The 18,225-nt window shown below is 62.7% G+C and carries 15 protein-coding genes; 10 read left to right on the forward strand and 5 right to left on the reverse strand.

The window, feature by feature from the left end; genetic code table 11:
- Window positions 1–72: 72 nt before the first annotated feature.
- Window positions 73–1,683, reverse strand: a complete 1,611-nt coding sequence (locus tag LPB73_RS20900) for an acyl-CoA synthetase (protein ID WP_231078035.1) — start codon at window positions 1,681–1,683, stop codon at window positions 73–75.
- Between the two features lie 276 nt (window positions 1,684–1,959).
- On the opposite strand from LPB73_RS20900, the gene LPB73_RS20905 reads away from it, so the two are divergent.
- Entirely contained in the window at window positions 1,960–2,805 is an 846-nt protein-coding gene (locus tag LPB73_RS20905) for a DUF1499 domain-containing protein (protein ID WP_231078036.1), read from the forward strand.
- Between the two features lie 25 nt (window positions 2,806–2,830).
- On the opposite strand, the gene LPB73_RS20910 is transcribed toward LPB73_RS20905, so the two are convergent.
- Window positions 2,831–4,072, reverse strand: coding sequence for a PLP-dependent aminotransferase family protein (locus tag LPB73_RS20910; RefSeq protein WP_231078037.1), 1,242 nt, complete (start codon window positions 4,070–4,072; stop codon window positions 2,831–2,833).
- A 154-nt stretch (window positions 4,073–4,226) separates the two neighbouring features.
- Here LPB73_RS20910 and LPB73_RS20915 point away from each other — a divergent pair, with 154 nt between their 5' ends.
- The 6 genes from LPB73_RS20915 (at window position 4,227) to LPB73_RS20940 (ending at window position 11,443) form a co-directional block, all read left to right on the forward strand.
- Window positions 4,227–5,951, forward strand: a complete 1,725-nt coding sequence (locus LPB73_RS20915) for a cation:proton antiporter (protein ID WP_231078038.1) — start codon at window positions 4,227–4,229, stop codon at window positions 5,949–5,951.
- Window positions 5,952–6,224: 273 nt separating this feature from the next.
- Window positions 6,225–7,316 (forward strand): 3,4-dihydroxy-2-butanone-4-phosphate synthase, encoded by a 1,092-nt coding sequence (gene ribB, locus LPB73_RS20920; RefSeq protein ID WP_089263618.1) that lies wholly within the window; start codon window positions 6,225–6,227, stop codon window positions 7,314–7,316.
- A gap of 109 nt (window positions 7,317–7,425) precedes the next feature.
- Window positions 7,426–8,640, forward strand: coding sequence for an acyl-CoA dehydrogenase (locus LPB73_RS20925; protein ID WP_120288483.1), 1,215 nt, complete (start codon window positions 7,426–7,428; stop codon window positions 8,638–8,640).
- Between the two features lie 291 nt (window positions 8,641–8,931).
- Window positions 8,932–9,399 (forward strand): RrF2 family transcriptional regulator, encoded by a 468-nt coding sequence (locus LPB73_RS20930; protein ID WP_116661216.1) that lies wholly within the window; start codon window positions 8,932–8,934, stop codon window positions 9,397–9,399.
- A complete protein-coding gene (locus LPB73_RS20935; protein WP_231078039.1) occupies window positions 9,396–10,295 on the forward strand; it encodes an NAD(P)/FAD-dependent oxidoreductase in 900 nt (299 codons plus the stop codon). The genes LPB73_RS20930 and LPB73_RS20935 overlap by 4 nt, the downstream gene beginning before the upstream one ends.
- A 212-nt stretch (window positions 10,296–10,507) precedes the next feature.
- A complete protein-coding gene (locus LPB73_RS20940; protein ID WP_231078040.1) occupies window positions 10,508–11,443 on the forward strand; it encodes an MBL fold metallo-hydrolase in 936 nt (311 codons plus the stop codon).
- Window positions 11,444–11,506: 63 nt separating this feature from the next.
- On the opposite strand, the gene LPB73_RS20945 is transcribed toward LPB73_RS20940, so the two are convergent.
- Window positions 11,507–12,658, reverse strand: a complete 1,152-nt coding sequence (locus LPB73_RS20945) for a lactonase family protein (protein WP_231078041.1) — start codon at window positions 12,656–12,658, stop codon at window positions 11,507–11,509.
- Window positions 12,659–12,750: 92 nt separating this feature from the next.
- Window positions 12,751–15,045 (reverse strand): TonB-dependent receptor, encoded by a 2,295-nt coding sequence (locus LPB73_RS20950; RefSeq protein WP_120288478.1) that lies wholly within the window; start codon window positions 15,043–15,045, stop codon window positions 12,751–12,753.
- Between the two features lie 96 nt (window positions 15,046–15,141).
- Here LPB73_RS20950 and nikR point away from each other — a divergent pair, with 96 nt between their 5' ends.
- Entirely contained in the window at window positions 15,142–15,582 is a 441-nt protein-coding gene (nikR, locus tag LPB73_RS20955; RefSeq protein ID WP_120288477.1) for a nickel-responsive transcriptional regulator NikR, read from the forward strand.
- 211 nt (window positions 15,583–15,793) lie between these two features.
- On the opposite strand, the gene LPB73_RS20960 is transcribed toward nikR, so the two are convergent.
- Window positions 15,794–16,612: an aldo/keto reductase gene (locus tag LPB73_RS20960; protein ID WP_120288476.1), complete on the reverse strand. Its 819-nt coding sequence runs from the start codon at window positions 16,610–16,612 to the stop codon at window positions 15,794–15,796.
- Between the two features lie 125 nt (window positions 16,613–16,737).
- Between LPB73_RS20960 and LPB73_RS29135 the strand changes: the two genes are divergently transcribed.
- Window positions 16,738–16,863, forward strand: coding sequence for a hypothetical protein (locus LPB73_RS29135; RefSeq protein ID WP_256461202.1), 126 nt, complete (start codon window positions 16,738–16,740; stop codon window positions 16,861–16,863).
- Window positions 16,864–16,972: 109 nt separating this feature from the next.
- On the forward strand, window positions 16,973–18,223 hold the full coding sequence (locus LPB73_RS20965; protein WP_231078042.1) for a sarcosine oxidase subunit beta family protein: 1,251 nt from the start codon (window positions 16,973–16,975) through the stop codon (window positions 18,221–18,223).
- Window positions 18,224–18,225 lie beyond the last annotated feature (2 nt).

Consider the following 18,225-nt stretch of genomic DNA (forward strand, 5'->3'; position numbering starts at 1 on the left):
CTGCGTGCCCTGCCCCTCACCCGCCGCGAAGACGCGGCGACCTCTCCCCGCACTGCGGGGAGAGGTTAAGAACTACCCCAGCGCCCGCAATTCCCGCCTGAGCACCTTGCCCGTTGCCGTCATCGGCAGGCTCTCCGCGAACTGCACATGGCGCGGATATTCATGGGCGGCGAGTTGCGACTTGACGAAGTCCTGCAGCTCGCGCGCCAGTGCGTCGCTGGGTTTAAAACCAGGCCGCAACACGATCCAGGCTTTCACGGCTTCAGTGCGGATCGGATCGGGAATACCGACCACTGCCGACAGCGCGACCGCGGGATGCTTCAGCAGCGTATGCTCGATCTCCGACGGACCGATACGATAACCTGCGGATGTGATCACGTCGTCTTCGCGTGACACATACCAGAAGTAACCGTCATCATCCTGAATGCCGAGATCGCCCGTCAGAAGAAACTCGCCGGCGAATTTCTTCGCGGTGCCTTCGGGGTTCTGCCAATAGCCGAGCATGGTACAGGGATTGGGCTGCCTCACGCCGACAATGCCGCGCTCGCCGCGCGGCAGTTCCTCGCCCTGCTCATTGACGATACGCACATCGAAGCCCGGCGTCGGCTTGCCCATGGAGCCCGGTTTGATCGGAAACAGATCGGCATTGTTGCCAACCACGAGATTGCACTCGGTCTGGCCGTAGATCTCATGCGCGTCGATGCCGAACGTATGGCGCACCCAGTCGAGCAATTCCGAACCGAGCGACTCGCCGCCGGTGAGCATGCTGCGCAGCTTGACGTCGGGATGTTTCACGTTTGCCTGCCGCATCAGCTTCAGCGCCGTCGGCGGCAGGAACACATTGCGTATCTTGTGATCGGCCATCAGCTGCATCGCTGCCTCTGGCTCGAATTTCCTGGCGCGATAGCCGACGATCGGCACGCCGTGATACCAGGCAGGAAACAGCGCATCGAACAGCCCGCCGATCCAGGCCCAGTCGGCTGGCGTCCAGTAGACGTCGCCCGGCTTCGGAAAGAAGCCGTGCACCATCTCCACATTGGGTAGATGGCCGAGCAGCACGCGATGGGCATGCAGCGCGCCCTTGGGATTTCCCGTGGTGCCCGAGGTGTAGATGATGATCGCGGGATCGTCGCAGGACGTATCGACCGTGGTGAAGTCTTCGGACGCCGCCTCGATCGCCGACCAGAACGATTTGGCACCGGCATGCGGTGCACTGTCCGTGACGTAGATATCTTGTAAATGAGGCAGCCGCTCGCGGATTTTCGACAGCTTGTCCCAGCCGCTCGCGTCGGTGACGATGGCCTTGGCCCCGGAATTGGCAAGGCGGAATTCCAACGCGTCCTCGCCGAACAGCGTGAACAGCGGCACCGACACCAGCCCGGACCGGAACGCCGCGAGATGCGCCACCGGCAATTCCACCGATTGCGACAAAAACACCGCAATGCGGTCGCCGCGCTGCAGGCCATCCGCCTTCAGCACATTGGCGAAGCTGCGCGAGAAAGCCTGCATCTCGTCGAAGGAGAAACGATGCGTGCCGCGGTCCTCGTCCACATAGATCAGCGCCAGCCGCCCGCTACCGTCGGCATGACGGTCGCAGGCCACCGTCGCGATGTTGAATCGTTCCGGCACGTCCCAGCGGAAATTGCGGGCGAGCGTCTCATAATCCGTGGTTTCGACCAGCATCGGCACTCCCTGCCCTCATGGAGAGGAGCGCGCTCTTGCGCGCGTCTCGAACCATGATTGTTTTGCACATCCTTCGAGACGCGGTCGAAGAGACCGCTCCTCAGGATGAGGGATCGCTTGTGGATCCATTATGAAGTTCAAGGCAAAAGAACTCTAAACGATAGCCGCCGTCCGCCAAAGTGCCTTGAAATTCCCGGCCCGGCATGGTCTCAAGCACCCTATTCGGAACCCGGCGCTATCAGCGCCTTCGCAAGCTCAATCCGGCAGAAATTCCCCATGGCACGCAGGTTTTCGGCCGCTTACCAGTCGGAGCCAGTATCCAGCCTGGCGCTGTGGGCGCGGCGCCTCGCAGTTTTCGCCGCCATTGCCGCCATCACCTCGATCATCATCGTCCGCTTCGGGTTCCTCGAAGTGAAACCGGCGCTGATGACCTTCTTCGGCGCGTTGGGCTTTGCCGGCCTGTCGATCCTGGTGGCGCTCGCCGGCTTTGCCGCGATCTGGCAGAACGGCTCGCGGGGCATGAGCGTGATCATGGTGGCGCTGATGCTCGACGTGGTGATCCTGGCGTATCCCGGCTACCTTGCGTACCAGTACCGCAAGCTGCCGAAGATCCACGACATCACCACCGACCCCGTCGACCCGCCGCGCTTCGAGGCGCTGGCGCGGCTGCGGACCGGCGACGGCACCAATTCAGCCGTCTATTCCGGCCTCTACTCCGCGGAGCAGCAGCGCACCGCCTATCCGGATATCGAGCCGGTGGAGCTGGAGGTGCCGGTGCAACGCGCCTATGACGTAACGCGCGCTTTGGTCGAAAAGCGCAAGTGGATCGTCATCGACGAGCGTCCGCCGCAGCCGCCGCGCCGCATTGGCCGTATCGAGGCGGTGGCGCGCACCCCTATCATGGGTTTTCGCGAGGACGTCTCGATCCGTTTCACGCCCGACGGCGAAGGCTCGCGCGTCGATATCCGCTCGTCGTCACGCTATTTCGAAGGCGATCTCGGCAGCAACGCGGCGCGCATCACCAAGCTGATCGACGATATCAACACCGCCGTCGACAGCGCGCCGGCGCCGAAGAAGGCGGCGACGCCGGCGAAGGCTGCGGCGAAGGGCGTGAAGAAGTAGGCTCCCGCCCCTCCCCGACAAGCACTCACCCCCGCGCACGTTTCTCCACATTGGCGATCCGCTCGGGCACACCGAACTCCTGCCGGCAGACGTCGGCGAGAACCGCGATCCCTTCGCGGATTTCATCATGCGTGGGGCTGGCGAAGCAGATGCGAATGTGGCTGTGCGCATAGGTCTTGTCGACAGACCACTCCGGGCCGGGATTGATCGACACGCCGGCCTTGAGCGCGGCGTGATAGAGCTTCATCGCATCGACATTGGCGGGCAGTTTCACCCACAGGAAGATGCCGCCTTTGGGTTCGTCGAATTCCGCCGCCGTGCCGAACTGCTCGTTGAGCGCGTCCATCAGCGTCTCCAGCTTGGCGCGTAGTCCGCGCGTCGCCTTCGGCACATGGGTGGCGAAATGCGGCACGCAATATTCGGCGAGGACCATCTGCTCCAGGGCGCCTGAGCCGGCATCGGTCTTCAGCGCCAGCATGCGTGACATGATCTCCCAGGGCGCGACGATGTAGCCGACGCGGAGAGCAGGCGCGATCGACTTGGAGAACGAGCCAATATGGATCACGCTGCCGCTTGTATCCATCGCGTGAATCGCCGGCGGACGCTCGCCGTTCCAGATCAGATCGGCATAGCAATCGTCCTCGAAGATGGGGACGCCATATCTGGCCGACAGTGCCAGCAGCTCGCGGCGACGGCTTTCCGGCATGATGGTGGCGGTCGGGTTCTGCACGGTCGGGATCGTATAGATATATTTCGGCCGGATGCCCTTCGTCTTCAGATCTTCCAATGCTGAGGCCAGCGCGTCCATCCGCATGCCGTCGTCATCCAAGGGGATGCCGACGATGTTGACGCCGAGACGGGTGAGCCGGTTGATGGAGCCTTGATAGCAGTCGCGCTCGATGATGACGGTGTCGCCCTTGACCAGCAGGCTGTGATTGACGAGGTCGAGCGCCTGCAGCGAACCGGAGACGACCAGGATGTCATCGGCGCTGCAATCGATGCTCGCATCGCGCTTCAGCTTGGTAGCAATGAAATCCCGCAGCGGCAGATAGCCCTGCGGACCGCTCGCCAGGCCGTAGGTTGCCAGCGTGCGTCCCTCGCGCAGCATGACGGCATTAGCGGCGGCAGTCAGACCCTCCACCGGCACCTGGTCCATATCGTTGTTCCCGCCGACGAAGCTGTATTTGGCGAGACCGGTCCATTTTGCCGCAGCCGCGGGCAGGCCCGGAGGCAGCAATGGCGCGTAGTCGAACCGTGCAGTGGTCATGAACGTCGTCTCCCTGAAGCTTTTTATGACGAAGGCTGCCTCGTTGGACCGCCCTCCGCGTGTATCGCGCGCCGAATGCCGGATATTACCCCTTTGCCCTCACGCGGCGCACCATTAGAGTGCCGCCGAAATGTAAGGCTTTTCCGGCAGGGGCATGCACGACTTAATCCGCGATATCACGCTGTGTATCCTGTTTGCGTGGGGCATCGGGCTTATTGCGCATTTCACCCGTCAGCCGTTGATTCTTGCTTATCTGATTGCCGGCTTCATCATTGGGCCATTCGGTATCGGCTGGGTCAAGTCGGACGAATCCATCAGCACGATCTCCGAACTCGGCCTGATCTTCATGCTGTTCATGATCGGTCTCGAGATCGATCTGAAGAAGATCATCCGCGCCGGCAAGGTCATCCTGTTCGCCGCGGGCGGCCAATTGATCGCAGGCTGCGTGCTCGGCGCGGCCTTCTTCATGGCGCTCGGGCTCAAGCTCGGCGGCGGGTTCGATGCGCTCTATCTTAGCGTCGCCTGTGCATTGTCCTCGACGGTGGTCATCGTCAAGGTGCTCTACGAGAAGCGCGAGCTCGACACACTGCCCGGCCGCATCACGCTCGGCATCCTGGTGCTGCAGGACATCTTCGCGATCCTGTTTCTGGCGGTGCAGCCGAGCCTCGCCGATTTGCAGGTCAGCGTTGTCGCTTTGTCGATCGCCCGCGTCGGCGTGCTGGTCGCCACTGCGCTGATCCTGAGCCGCTATGTGCTGCCGGCGCTATTCCACCAGATCGCGCGGCGGCCGGAACTGGTGCTGCTCGGCGCGCTAGCCTGGTGCTTCCTGATCGGCGAAATCGCCGAGCGGCTGCATCTGTCCCGCGAGATGGGCTCGCTGGTGGCTGGCGTGTCACTATCAACCTTCCCCTATGCGCTCGACGTCACCGCCAAGGTGACGACGCTGCGAGACTTCTTCATCACGCTGTTCTTCGTCGCCGTCGGCATGACGATCCCGATCCCGAACGGCGCCACTATCGGCCTCGCCCTGATCATCGCCGTGTTCACGGTGGTCAGCCGCATGCTCACGACCTTCACGCCGCTCTATCTGATGAAGCAGGGCCTGCGCGCCAGCCTGCTGCCGGCGCTCAATCTGGCACAGATCAGCGAATTCTCGCTGGTGGTGCTGCAAACGGGAATTGCCGCCGGCCATATCACCACGCAGACCTCCAGCGCGGCGTCCTTCGCCTTCGTGATCCTGGCGGTACTCTCGACCTTCGCGATGATGCGCAGCGACCAGATCACGCGCCTCTTGATCGGCCCGATGAAGCGCATCGGGCTGCGCGACCTCGATCACGGCCAGGGCCGCGAGGGCGATCATGCCGAGGGCCATGGCGACGCCCGCCGCATCGTCATTCTCGGCTTCTTCCGCACCGCGTCCGCCCTGCTCGCCGAGATCGAGCGCCAGAACGCGTCACTGCTCGACCAGATCAGCGTCGTCGACTTCAATCCGAACGTCTTCCGCACTTTGGTCGGGCGCGGCCAGCATGTGATCTATGGCGACATCAGCAATGTCGACACGCTGGTGCATGCCGGCGTCGGCAAGGCCGAGATCATCATCCTCAGCGTGCCGGACTCGCTGCTGAAGGGCGCGAATAATGAGAAGCTGGTCCGCCATGTTCGCTCGATCAACCCGACCGCCAAGATCATCTCCACGGCGGACGTGCTCGGCGACGTGAGCGATATTTACGCGGCCGGCGCCGACTACGTCACCGTGCCCCGGCTCAGCGACGCGCATGCGCTCTATGAGGTGATCGAGGCCGCCGATCAGGGCCTGCTGGACGATAAACGCGCCGAAATGGACGCGCAGCTGGCGGAGCGAAGGGAAGTGCTGCCTTGACCTCTCCCCGCTTGCGGGGAGAGGTCGCCGCGTCTTCGCGGCGGGTGAGGGGGACTTTCCATCCACTCATCAGTTCGTGGAACGTCCCCCTCATCCGACCCGATCATGCTTCGCAAGCTCGGGCCACCTTCTCCCCGCAAGCGGGGAGAAGGCAAACTCCCCATTCCGCACTGCGAACCCGCATACCGCCCCCCATTTCCGCGGGTTGCACCGCCCCCCGCTCTGCGCCATATGGACTTCACACAGAGCAAGAGTGCATCCGAGGCGAATTTTATGGCCGACCCGATTTCAGACGTTCTGCAAGCCTTTGCCGCCGGCGAAATGGTCGTGGTGACCGACGATGACGACCGCGAGGGCGAAGGCGACCTCATCGTCGCCGCGTCGTTCTGTACCGCCGAGAAGATGGCCTTCATCATCCGGCACACCTCCGGCATCGTCTGCGCGCCGATCACCACCGAGGATGCGCGCCGGTTGCGGCTCGATCCGATGGTCGTCAACAACGATAGCAACCACACCACCGCCTTTACCGTCTCCATCGACTACAAGCCCGATGGCGGTACCGGTATTTCAGCCGATGAGCGCGCCTCCTGCTGCCGCGCACTGGCCAATCCGAATGCCGGCGCCAATGACTTCGCCCGTCCCGGTCATATCTTCCCGCTGATCGCGCGCGAGGGTGGCGTGCTGATGCGCTCCGGCCATACCGAAGCCGCCGTCGATCTCTGCAAGCTGGCCAATCTCGCGCCCGTCGGCGTCATCAGCGAATTGATGAACGACGATGGTTCGGTGATGAAGGGCCAGCAGGTCGTCGACTTTGCGGCCAAGCACAAGCTCAAGCATGTCACGATCGCTGACATGATCGCCTATCGTCAGGCCCGCGAGAAGCTGATCGAGCGCGTCTCGACCTTCACCACCGACAGTCCGATCGGCCCGCTGCACGGCTATTCCTATCGCTCGCCGTTCGATCCGATCCACCATGTTGCCTTCGTTTACGGCAGCGTCGGCGACGGCAAGAACGTGCTGACGCGCTTCCACAAGCCGAACATCGTGCGCGACGTGTTTTTCGGCCCGGCCAAGATGCAGCCCGTGCTGGAACGCTTCAAAAAGAACGGCAGCGGCGTGCTGGTCTATCTGCGCGATGGCGCCGCGGGCGTGCCCGTCGAGCCGCTCGATGCGCCGAAGTCGGCGGAAGCCGACCGCAACCGGCAGTGGCGTGAAATCGGCGTCGGTGCACAGATCCTGCGCGATCTCGGCGTCACCTCGATCCGCCACCTGACCTCGTCGACCCATGACTACAAGGGCCTGTCGGGTTTCGGCATCGAGATCGCCTGCAACGAACAGCTTGATGGCGATAGTTCAAAGACCTAAACTGCAAGCTTCCGCATCCGCGCAATCTGCCTGAGGCAACGCGTGGTTTTGCGACCAGAACACGCGCAGCCAATGCGCATTACTCAGCCATGATGTGAAAGGGATTTCGATGAGCGTTGCCCCCAAGGCAAAGGACAAGCCGGCCGCTGCAAGTTTCCAGTGGGACGATGCGTTCCTGCTCGATAGCCAGCTCACCGAAGACGAGCGCATGATCCGCGACACCGCGCGCGCTTACGCCCAGGACAAGCTGCTGCCGCGCGTCAACGACGCTTATCTCAATGAGCATACCGACCGCGAGATCTTCAACGAGATGGGCGAGCTCGGCCTGATCGGCATCACGCTGCCGGAAGACTATGGCTGCGCCAATGCCAGCTATGTCGCCTACGGCCTCGTCGCCCGCGAAATCGAGCGCGTCGACTCAGGCTACCGCTCGATGAACTCGGTGCAGTCGTCGCTGGTGATGTATCCGATTTACGCTTACGGCGACGAGAACCAGCGCAAGAAGTACCTGCCCAAGCTCGCCACCGGCGAGTGGGTCGGCTGCTTCGGCCTCACCGAGCCCGATGCCGGCTCCGATCCCGGCGGCATGAAGACCCGCGCCGAGAAGGTGTCGGACGGCTACAAGCTCTCCGGCTCCAAGATGTGGATCTCGAATGCCCCGATCGCCGACGTGTTCGTGGTGTGGGCGAAGTCCGCCGCACATGACAACCAGATCCGCGGCTTCATCCTCGAGAAGGGCATGAAGGGCCTCACGGCGCCGAAGATCGGCGGCAAGCTCTCGCTGCGCGCCTCGATCACCGGCGAAATCGTCATGGACGGCGTGATCGTGCCGGAAGAGAATCTGCTGCCCAACGTGTCGGGCCTCAAGGGTCCGTTCGGCTGCCTCAACCGCGCCCGCTACGGCATCTCCTGGGGCGTGCTCGGCGCCGCCGAAGACTGCATGGCCCGCGCCCGCCAGTACACGCTGGACCGCAAGCAGTTCAACCGCCCGCTCGCGGCCACCCAGCTGGTGCAGAAGAAGCTTGCCGACATGCTGACCGAAATCTCGCTCGGCCTGCAGGGCTCGCTCCGCGTCGGCCGCCTGATGGACGAAGGCAATTTCCATCCGGACATGATCTCGGTGGTGAAGCGCAACAATTGCGGCAAGTCGCTGGATATCGCCCGCATGGCCCGCGACATGCACGGCGGCAACGGCATCCAGGCCGAATACCATGTGATGCGCCATGCGCAGAACCTGGAGACCGTGAACACCTATGAGGGCACGCATGACGTCCACGCGCTGATCCTCGGCCGCGCCATCACGGGCATCCAGGCGTTCGGTTAAGCGTCTACGCTTCAGACTTCAAAACTTCGAAATGCCCGGCCTCGCGCCGGGCATTTTTTATTTTGGACATCCGTATTTGCGCCGGTGCCAGTTGAATCCCTCCCCCTTGCGGGGAGGGTCGGCCGATAGGCCGGGGTGGGGGTGCCCCACGTGACGTCAGAGTTTGTGGCGCCCCCACCCGACCGGCCTAAAAGCCGGCCACCCTCCCGCCTAGCGAAGCTCCGCTTCGCGCGGGGGGAGGGAAAAGGGAGCGCCTTGACGCTCGCCCTTTCATGTATCATCATAAGTTACATGAGACGAGACAACCGCCTCTCCGCCACGCTGCATGCGCTGCTGCACATGGCCGAGCAGAACCGCCCGATGACCTCCGCCGAACTGGCCATGTGCATGACCACCAATGCCGTGGTCGTCCGCCGCACCATGGCTGGGCTGCGCGAAGCGGGCCTCGTGCGCTCCGAAAAGGGTCATGGCGGCGGCTGGGAGATCGCGCGGGATCTGTCCACGGTGACGCTGAAGGACATCTATGACGCGTTGGGCAAGCCCAGCCTGATGGCGATGGGCATTCATCTGGAAAGCCCGACCTGCCTCGTCGAACAGGCGGTCAATCACTCGCTCACATCGGCCTTCGCGGAAGCGGAGGCAGTTCTGATCGGCCGCCTTGCAGATGTCACGCTGGCGCAGCTCGCCGCGGATTTTCACGCGCGGGCGGAGGATCATCGCAGCAAAATTCAGAGCAAGATTTCAAGGAAGACAAAATGAGTTTCGATGCCATCGTCATCGGCGGCAGCTATGCCGGCCTCTCCGCAGCGCTGCAATTGGCGCGTGCGCGCCGCAAGGTCCTGGTCATGGATTCCGGCCAGCGCCGTAATCGCTTCGCTGAACACTCGCATGGCTTTCTCGGCCAGGACGGGCGTCCGCCGGGCGCGATTGCCGCGGACGCCCGCACGCAGCTGATGAAGTATCCCACTGTCGAATGGGTCGATGCGGCGGCCACAGATGGCAAGGGCGTCGTGAACAACTTCACTGTCAGCGCCGAGACCGGCACGCGCTATCAAGCCCGGCGCATCATCCTCGCCACAGGCGTGGTCGATACGCTGCCGGATGTCCCCGGTCTTGCCGAGCGCTGGGGCAAGCATGTGTTTCACTGCCCGTATTGCCATGGCTATGAACTCGACCAGGGTCGCATCGGCGTGCTGGCGTCATCGGAGATGTCGATGCATCACGCCTTGATGCTGCCGGACTGGGGATCGACGACGCTGTTCCTCAATGGCACGTTCACGCCGGACGCGGACCAGCTCATGCAACTGATGGAGCGCGGTGTCACCGTCGAGCGCGAACCGATCAGGCAGTTCTCAGGCGCATCCATCGATGTCGAACTCACGGACGGCCGCATCATTCCGCTTGATGGCATGTTCACGCTGACGCGCACCAGCCCGGCCTCGCCGCTCGGCGCACAGCTCGGCTGCACCATCGAAGACGGGCCGATGGGACCGTTCCTGCAGACCGACATGTTCAAGGAAACCACCGTCTCCGGCGTATTCGCCTGCGGTGACATGGCGCGCGCGACGGGCTCCGTGGCGCTTGCGGTGGGCGATGGCGCGATGGCCGGGGTCGGCGCGCATCGATCGCTGATGTTCGGGACGGGGCACGCGTAACTTCCAGATCTGTGCTTCCAGAGTTCGTCATGCCCGGGCTTGTTCCGGGCATCCACGCCTCGACGGCGCATACGGCAGGACGTGGATGGCCGGGACAAGCCCGGCCATGACGGTGTTTAAGCATGCATGGCAGGCGCGTCTCCGCGCTGTTTGATTTCCCTGATCATGTTGCTAGTCATCACAGGCCAAGAACACCCTGGGAAGGACCGACCATGAGCGACAAGGATAACGGCGCCAACGACGACGTTCCGTTCAATCGCGATTACCCGCTCAAGCCCGGCGTCGTCGATCAGGTTCGCCCAAACGTGCGCCGGGTTCTCTGCAACAACCCCTCGCCTTTCACCTTTACCGGAACCAACAGCTACATCGTCGGCACCGGCAAGGTCGCGATCATCGATCCCGGCCCGGCCAATGACGCCCATCTGCAGGCGCTGCTCGATGCCGTGAAGGGCGAGACCGTGACGCATATTTTCGTCACCCACACCCATAGCGACCATTCACCGAACACTGCAGCACTCAAGGCTGCCACCGGCGCCACGGTCTATGCCGAAGGTCCACACCGCGCCTCGCGGCCCCGCTTCGAGAGTGAGAAACATTCGCCGGAATCCGGCGCCGACCGCGACTTCAAACCGGACGTGCTGGTGGCCGATGGCGACGTGATCGAAGGCGACAGCTGGGCGCTGGAAGGCGTGGCGACGCCGGGCCATACCGCCAACCACATGGCCTTTGCCTGGCGCGAGAAGAAGTATTTGTTTGTCGCCGATCACGTGATGGGCTGGTCGACCTCCATCGTCGCGCCGCCCGATGGCTCGATGATCGACTACATGGCCTCGCTCGATAAACTCGCCGCGCGCGATGAGGACCTGTATTTCTCCGGCCACGGCCCGGACATTCCCGACGCGCAGCGCTATGTCCGCTTTCTCATTCGCCACCGCCGCGCCCGCGAAGCCTCGATCCTGCATCGCCTCGGCAAGGGCGAGGCGGATATCCCGACCATCGTCCGCGCAATCTATATCGGCCTCGATCCCCGCCTGACCAACGCCGCCGGCTATTCCGTGCTGGCGCATCTGGAAGATCTCGTCGCCCGCGGCCTGGTGCTGACAGATGGCGATCCAGTCATCGGCGGAAGCTATCGGATGGCGTCCTAACCTCTCCCCGCATGCGGGGAGAGGGAGCGAGAGGTCAGTGCATCAGCCCGACGTGAGACAGTCCTACGGCAGGTTCACGATCTCGACCCAGTTCGGATTCTTGCCCACCGCTGTTTCGCTCAGCTTGGTCAGGCTGCCCGTTGCCTTATCGATGGCATAGGCCGTCATGCTGTTCGAGAGCTGACCGACCGCCAGCAGATAGCGGCCCGACGGATCGATGTTGAATCCGCGCGGCTGTTTCTCCGTGGCGGTCGAGCCGAGCGACGTCAGCGCGCCGGTTTTGGGATCGACACGAAACGCGGCGATCGTGTTGCTGGTGCGCTCCGACGCATAGAGAAACTTGCCGTCCGGCGTCAGATGGATATCCGCCGCCCAGGGCTTGCCGTCGAAACCCTTCGGCAGCGCGGAGGCGACCTGCGTTTCCTTCTTCAGCGTCCCGGTCGCAGCGTCCCACGGAAATACATAGATCGCCGCATCGAGCTCGTTGAGCAGATAGACGAACTTCTTGTCAGGCGAGAACACCAGATGGCGTGGGCCACCTTTCGCCTTCACGCTCACGGTCGGCGGATCGTTCGGCGTCAGCTTTCCGGCCCTGGCATCGAATTTCTGCTGATAGATCACATCGCCGCCGAGGCTCGTATGCAGCACATAGCGATTGGTGGGATCGACGATGATGCAGTGCGCGTTCGGTTCGGTGGCGACGACCTGCTGCGCCGCTGCGATCACGCCATTCGGCCCGATGGCGTTCACCGTCACCTTGTTGCCGCCATAGGAGGCGCTCAGCAGAAATCGCCCGGTGCGATCGACCGCGATATAGGCCATGGAATCCGCCAGTGGCCCGGGGCCGACCAGTTTCAGTTTTCCAGTTTTGGCATCGATATCGAAGGTCACCGCTGTGTACGGCTCGTTGCGCAAACCAGCATAGAGCCGGTGCTTTTCGGGACTGATGGCCAGCGGCAGCGAGCCGCCGGGCTTCGCCGGTCCCGGCACCGCCACGGTATCGATCGCAGCGAGACTGCCATTCGCCTTCAGTTCGAGGATGCTGATGTTCTGGCTGTCGGCATTGCCGACATAGACGTAAGTGGCGGCACTGGCCGATGACATGATGAACCCTGTTGCTAACGGGAGCGACACGATCGCCAGCAGCGCCTTCAAACCGGCGCTGGCACGCGTGAATGGCCAACGGCGCGAAACGGAACGAACCCGTACGAGCATCAACACCTCCCTGCCTCTTTTCATTGGGAGGGATGATGCTACCGCCTTTTCGAATAGGCAAGCTGCGCTGCGGCAAAGTCGGAACCGCGAGATCAGAACCGGCCGGCCACCGTCACCCGCAAGGCCAGCGGTTCGACCGGATGCAGCACGCGATCCATGATGCCGGTCTGGCACACCGCGGCAGATGCCGTCGGCGCTCCACCGCCCGCCGGGAAACACATGGCGAATAGCGAGTCCGTCTTCAGCAGCGAGCCATAGGCATAGGTGATCTGGTCGGACTTGCTGTCGAGCATGTTGAAGGCATCGAGCTGGATGCGCCAGCCATTGTCGAAGCGGTAACCAACCTGGCCGTTCAGCAAACCCGTGGCTGGCGAGATGAAGGCCGCGTCTTCAGTCAGCGGACGCGGGCCGAAATAACGATAGCGCAAGGCGCCAAACCAGCCGGTGGCATCGCCCAGCCTGATGCCAGCCGAGGCGATCATGTTGGGCGCGCCAGGAATGAAATTGCCGGGCGCGTTGCCGATCTGCGAGGCCGGATAGCCATCGAGCTCCGCATAGGCCGCCGCCTGATCGGCATTGCTGCCGCGAAAGCGCGCACGCGTCATTGCGAGGTCGGCTTCAAGACTCAGCCATGATGTCGGTTTGTAGTCGTTGGTCCATTCGAAGCCGACGCGGCGGCTGGGACGACTGGCTTCAGTATCTCCGGCGTCACCGACGAACAGGATTTCGGAGGCCGAATCCAGCATGAAGAAGGCGACCGAACTGGTCAGACCCGGCACGAGCTTGGTGCGCAATCCGATCTCTGCACCCTTGGTCTTCACCAGGAATGGCGAGCTATCGACCGGCGATCCGTCGCTCGGCGATTCCTTGATGGTCACACCGCGCGCATCGTTGCTGTGAAAGCCCTCGCCGGCATTCAGGAACAGTTCAGTCCTGGCGAAGGGACCAATCACCAAACCTGCCTTGGGGCTGCCGATGGTCGCCGTGGCGCTGCCGGAGTTCACCGGATTGAAGAACGAATTGACCGTGGTGTCGTAATAGTCACCGCGCCAGCCGATATTGGTGCGCAGCCAGTCGGTCCAGAAGGTGGTGTTCTGGACGAACACGCCGACGCTGCCTTCCTTCACTCCGTCGCTGCGCGTGATGGACAGATATTGCCGCTTGATGGTGTTGCCGAGGCTGACATTGATATCGTCGTAGCGGCTCTGGATGCCGACCTCGGTTTCGTTGCGGAAGCCCGCGATAGTGTACTTGAATGTATGCGCGGCATTGATGCCGCCGAGCACGCGATCGTCATATTGGTGAAACTGGTCGCCATTGACGGGATCGCTCAGAAAGAACGTGAAGTTGTTCCACAGATTGAGCTTGCTCTTGATGACGTAGAAATCGAGTTTGGTTGCGCTGTCGAGATCGGTTTGCCGGAGACGGCCGGACAGCGAGAAACGCTCCGAATTGCCGCCATCGCTGGGATCGAGCGCGCCATAGCGGCCGATCTCGCCGGAAGTGATTGCGCGCAGCGGCACCTGATCGGTGGAATTCCACTTGTTGCCATAGGCCATACCGGTCAGCGACAAACCATTGTCGGCGGTGCCCTGGCTGTAGCGGATCACGCCATTGAGCTTCTGGAGCTTGTCGGGATTGTCCCACGGGCCGTTATAGATATTGGCCTCGGCGGCCACCAGCAGCGTGCCTTCGCCGACTTTGCCCGAGGTGACGCCGAAGGCGCGGTTATAGCCGAAGCTGCCTGACGTGATCGACGCCATGGTGCGCGCAACGCTGTCGATCAGGCTGACATGAACTGCACCGACGGACGAGAAGTCGCCTTCGTCGGCGAAATACGGCCCCTTGCGGACGTTGACTGAATTGATCAGCTCGGGGATCAGAAAATTTGTATCGGCATAGCCCTGGCCGTGACCATGGGTCCGCATGTTCACCGGCATGCCGTCGATGAAGATGGCGAGATCCGTGCCGTGATCAAGATTCACGCCGCGCAGGAAATACTGGTTGGCTTTGCCGTCACCGGAATGCTGGGTGACGATCAGGCCGGGCGCGACTTCGAGCGCTTCGGCCGGGCGCGACAGCGGCCGCGCATTGACCTCGGCGCCGCTGATATTCTTCTCGCTGGCGGAGGCGACCGGCGTCTGCGCTGCACTGGCGCCGGGCGTGACACTCATGCCGCCGGCCCCCAACGTCGGTGCGGCAACATGGCGTGCCTCCGGGCGGCCTGCCTCATTCCCGCTGCGCGGTACACGTGGTTTGGCCGCAGGCCGCGGCGGCGCCTCGACTTCGACCGGCGACAGCACTGTCGCCGGCTGCGCAGCCGACGGCGTGACAGCTGCGAGCGAAGCCAGGGCGATTCCGGCCGATGAAAAGAGAGAGCGATGCATCGGTCAGTCGGCCGGGCTATGCTGGGTTCAACCGGAACACACTGGCATGCCAAGTATGATGAAGTCAAAGATTCGTCATACTATTTGAGAGGACCGATGCAGCGCATTACGATCACGCTCGATGACGACCTGATGGAAGAGCTGGATGCGATGATCGCCGAACACGGCTATCAGAACCGCTCCGAAGCGATCCGCGATTTCGCCAGGGCCGGCATGCAGCAGGCGACACAAGAGAAGGGCAAGACCGGCGAATGCGTCGCCGCCCTGGTCTATGTCTATGATCACGCCCAGCGCGACCTGTCACGCCGTCTGGTCGACACCTATCACCATCACCACGACCTCTCGCTGGCGACGCTGCATGTGCATCTCGACGGCGACAACTGCATGGAAGTCACGGCGCTGCGTGGCTCGGGCAGCGAGGTGCAGCATTTCGCCGATCACATCATCGCGGAGCGCGGCGTGAAATATGGCCGCGTGGTGATGATGCCGACGGGGAAGAAGGCGGAAGGGAAGAAGAAGGGGCACAGTCACGGGTGATGGGGGGCTTCCTTCCCCTCTCCCCCAGCGCGGCGAAGCAGCGCGCAGCGGGAGAGGGTGGATCGAACCGCGCAGCGGTTCGAGACGGGAGAGGGAGCGCCACAGGCTCCGTACGTTGTGGCGCCCCCTCTCCCGCCTTCGCTTCGCTCAGGCACCCTCTCCCACCTAGCGAAGCTGCGCTTCGCATGGGGGAGAGGGGAAGCAAGAAAGATCAATCCCAATCCGGCGCGAAGCCCGGATTGACCAGCCGCTGCGTCTTCGGTAGCGCCGCGATCGCCTTGCGGTCGTCGTCGTCCAGCGTGACCTTCAGCGCATCGAGATTGGCCTGCTGACTTTCCTTGCGCGACGCCTTGGGGATCGCCGCGACGCCATCCTGATCGAGCAGCCATTTCAATGCGACCTGCGCCGCTGACACGCCGTGCTTGGCGGCGATCTTTTTCATCACATCGTTGTCGGCCAGCCGGCCCTGACCGAGCGGGCAATAGGCCACCAGCGGGATCGACTTCGACCGCAGATAGGTCAGCAGCTTCGTCTGGTCGAGCAGCGCGTGATATTCAACCTGGTTGCAGGCAACCGGCGCGCCGATCTCCTCCACCGCCTGCTTCATCAGCTTGACCGGAAAATTCGCGACGCCGATGGCGCGGACGCGGCCCTCATCCTTCAGCTTCAGCAGCGTCTCGAAGATCGCCGGCAGGTTCATGCCCTTCGAGGGCCAGTGCACCAGATAGAGATCGATGACATCGAGACCGAGTTTCTTCATGCTGGTGTCGAAGGCGCGCCTGATGGCATCCGGCGCGAGATTCTCGTGCCAGACCTTGGTGGTGACATGCAGATCCCTCCGCGCGATACCCGAAGCCTTGATGCCGGCGCCGACTTCGGCCTCGTTGCCATACATTTCGGCGGTGTCGATGTGGCGATAACCGAGGCCGATGGCGCTTTCCACGCCGGCGACGCAGCCGTCGCCCGTGAGCTTGAATGTGCCGAGGCCGAGCTTCGGCACTGAAATGCCCTGCGTGTTCAGATTGTCCATGTCACTTCCTCAAGCATGTCAATTCTTCAATATGGCGAAACCGTCCGAGACGACGGCGCCTGAAGTGTTTGATACGGTGCCAGCCTGCAACGATAAACTCAAATCACCGGGAGAGTTTCAGCACCATGGAAAAGGCATTACGCGGATGGCTCGACTCCCACGGCCTGCTGGCCATCACTGCGGCCGTGCTTGGGGTCATCAGCCTGCTGGCCATGATCCTGGTGGTGGGCGGCTTCTGGCTGGCGCGCTAAACGGCATCATCTCACGATGTCGCTGGTGGGCTTCTGAATGTCGCCCATGGACTGGTGCCAATCCCCGAAATACGCGACACTCCGGGCCTGATCGCCACCCGGATTCTCCATGCGCTATTCGCTGACGTCGCTGCTCAGGCAAACCCTCACCGGCCACAAAGGCTGGACGCCGCAATGGCGTGATGCTGCGCCGAAACCCGAATACGACATTGTCATTGTCGGCGGCGGCGGGCATGGGCTGGCGACCGCCTATTATCTGGCGAAGGAATACGGCCTCAGGAACATCGCCGTGCTGGAGAAGAGCTGGATCGGGTCAGGCAATATCGGCCGCAACACCACCATCATCCGCTCCAACTATCTGCTCTCCGAGAACATCTCGCTCTATGAGCTGTCGCTGAAACTGTGGGAAGGCCTCGAGCAGGACTTCAATTACAACGCCATGGTCAGCCAGCGTGGTGTGTTGAACCTCTATCATTCCGACGGCCAGCGCGACGCCTATGCCCGGCGCGGCAACATGATGCGGCTGAACGGCGCCGACAGCGAGTTGCTGGACCGCGAGGGCGTGCGCAAACTCTATCCGTTCCTGAATTTCGACAATGCACGCTTCCCGATCCAGGGCGGCTTGTTGCAGAAGCGCGGCGGCACCGTGCGCCATGATGCCGTCGCCTGGGGCTACGCCCGCGGCGCCAGCGATCGCGGCGTCGACGTGATCCAGAATTGCGAAGTGACAGGGATCGATATCGTCGACGGTCATGCGGTGGGCGTGCAGACCTCGCGCGGCGCGATCAGAGCGAAAAAGATCGGCCTCGCAGTCGCCGGCTCATCGTCTCGTGTCGCAGCCATGGCCGGGATGCGGCTGCCGATCGAGAGCCACGTGCTGCAGGCCTTCGTCTCCGAAGGATTGAAGCCTGTCATTCCCGGGGTCATCACCTTCGGGGCCGGGCATTTTTATATCAGCCAGTCCGACAAGGGCGGACTCGTGTTCGGCGGCGATATCGACGGCTACAACTCCTATGCCCAGCGCGGCAATCTGCCTGTCGTCGAGGATGTCTGCGAAGGCGGCATGGCCCTGATGCCGGCGATCGGCCGCGCACGCATGCTGCGCAACTGGGGCGGCCTCGTCGACATGTCGATGGACGGCTCGCCGATCATCGACCGCACCCATATCAATGGGCTCTACCTCAATGCCGGCTGGTGCTATGGCGGCTTCAAGGCGACGCCCGGCTCGGGCTTCGTCTTCGCGCATCTGCTGGCGAAAGACGAACCGCATCCTGCTGCCAATCGCCTGCTGCTTAACCGGTTTCGCTCAGGCCACATCGTCGATGAAAAGGGCCAGGGCGCCCAACCGAACCTGCACTGAGG

The organism is Tardiphaga sp. 37S4, assembly GCF_021044645.1.
Taxonomy (GTDB): Bacteria; Pseudomonadota; Alphaproteobacteria; order Rhizobiales; family Xanthobacteraceae; genus Tardiphaga; species Tardiphaga robiniae.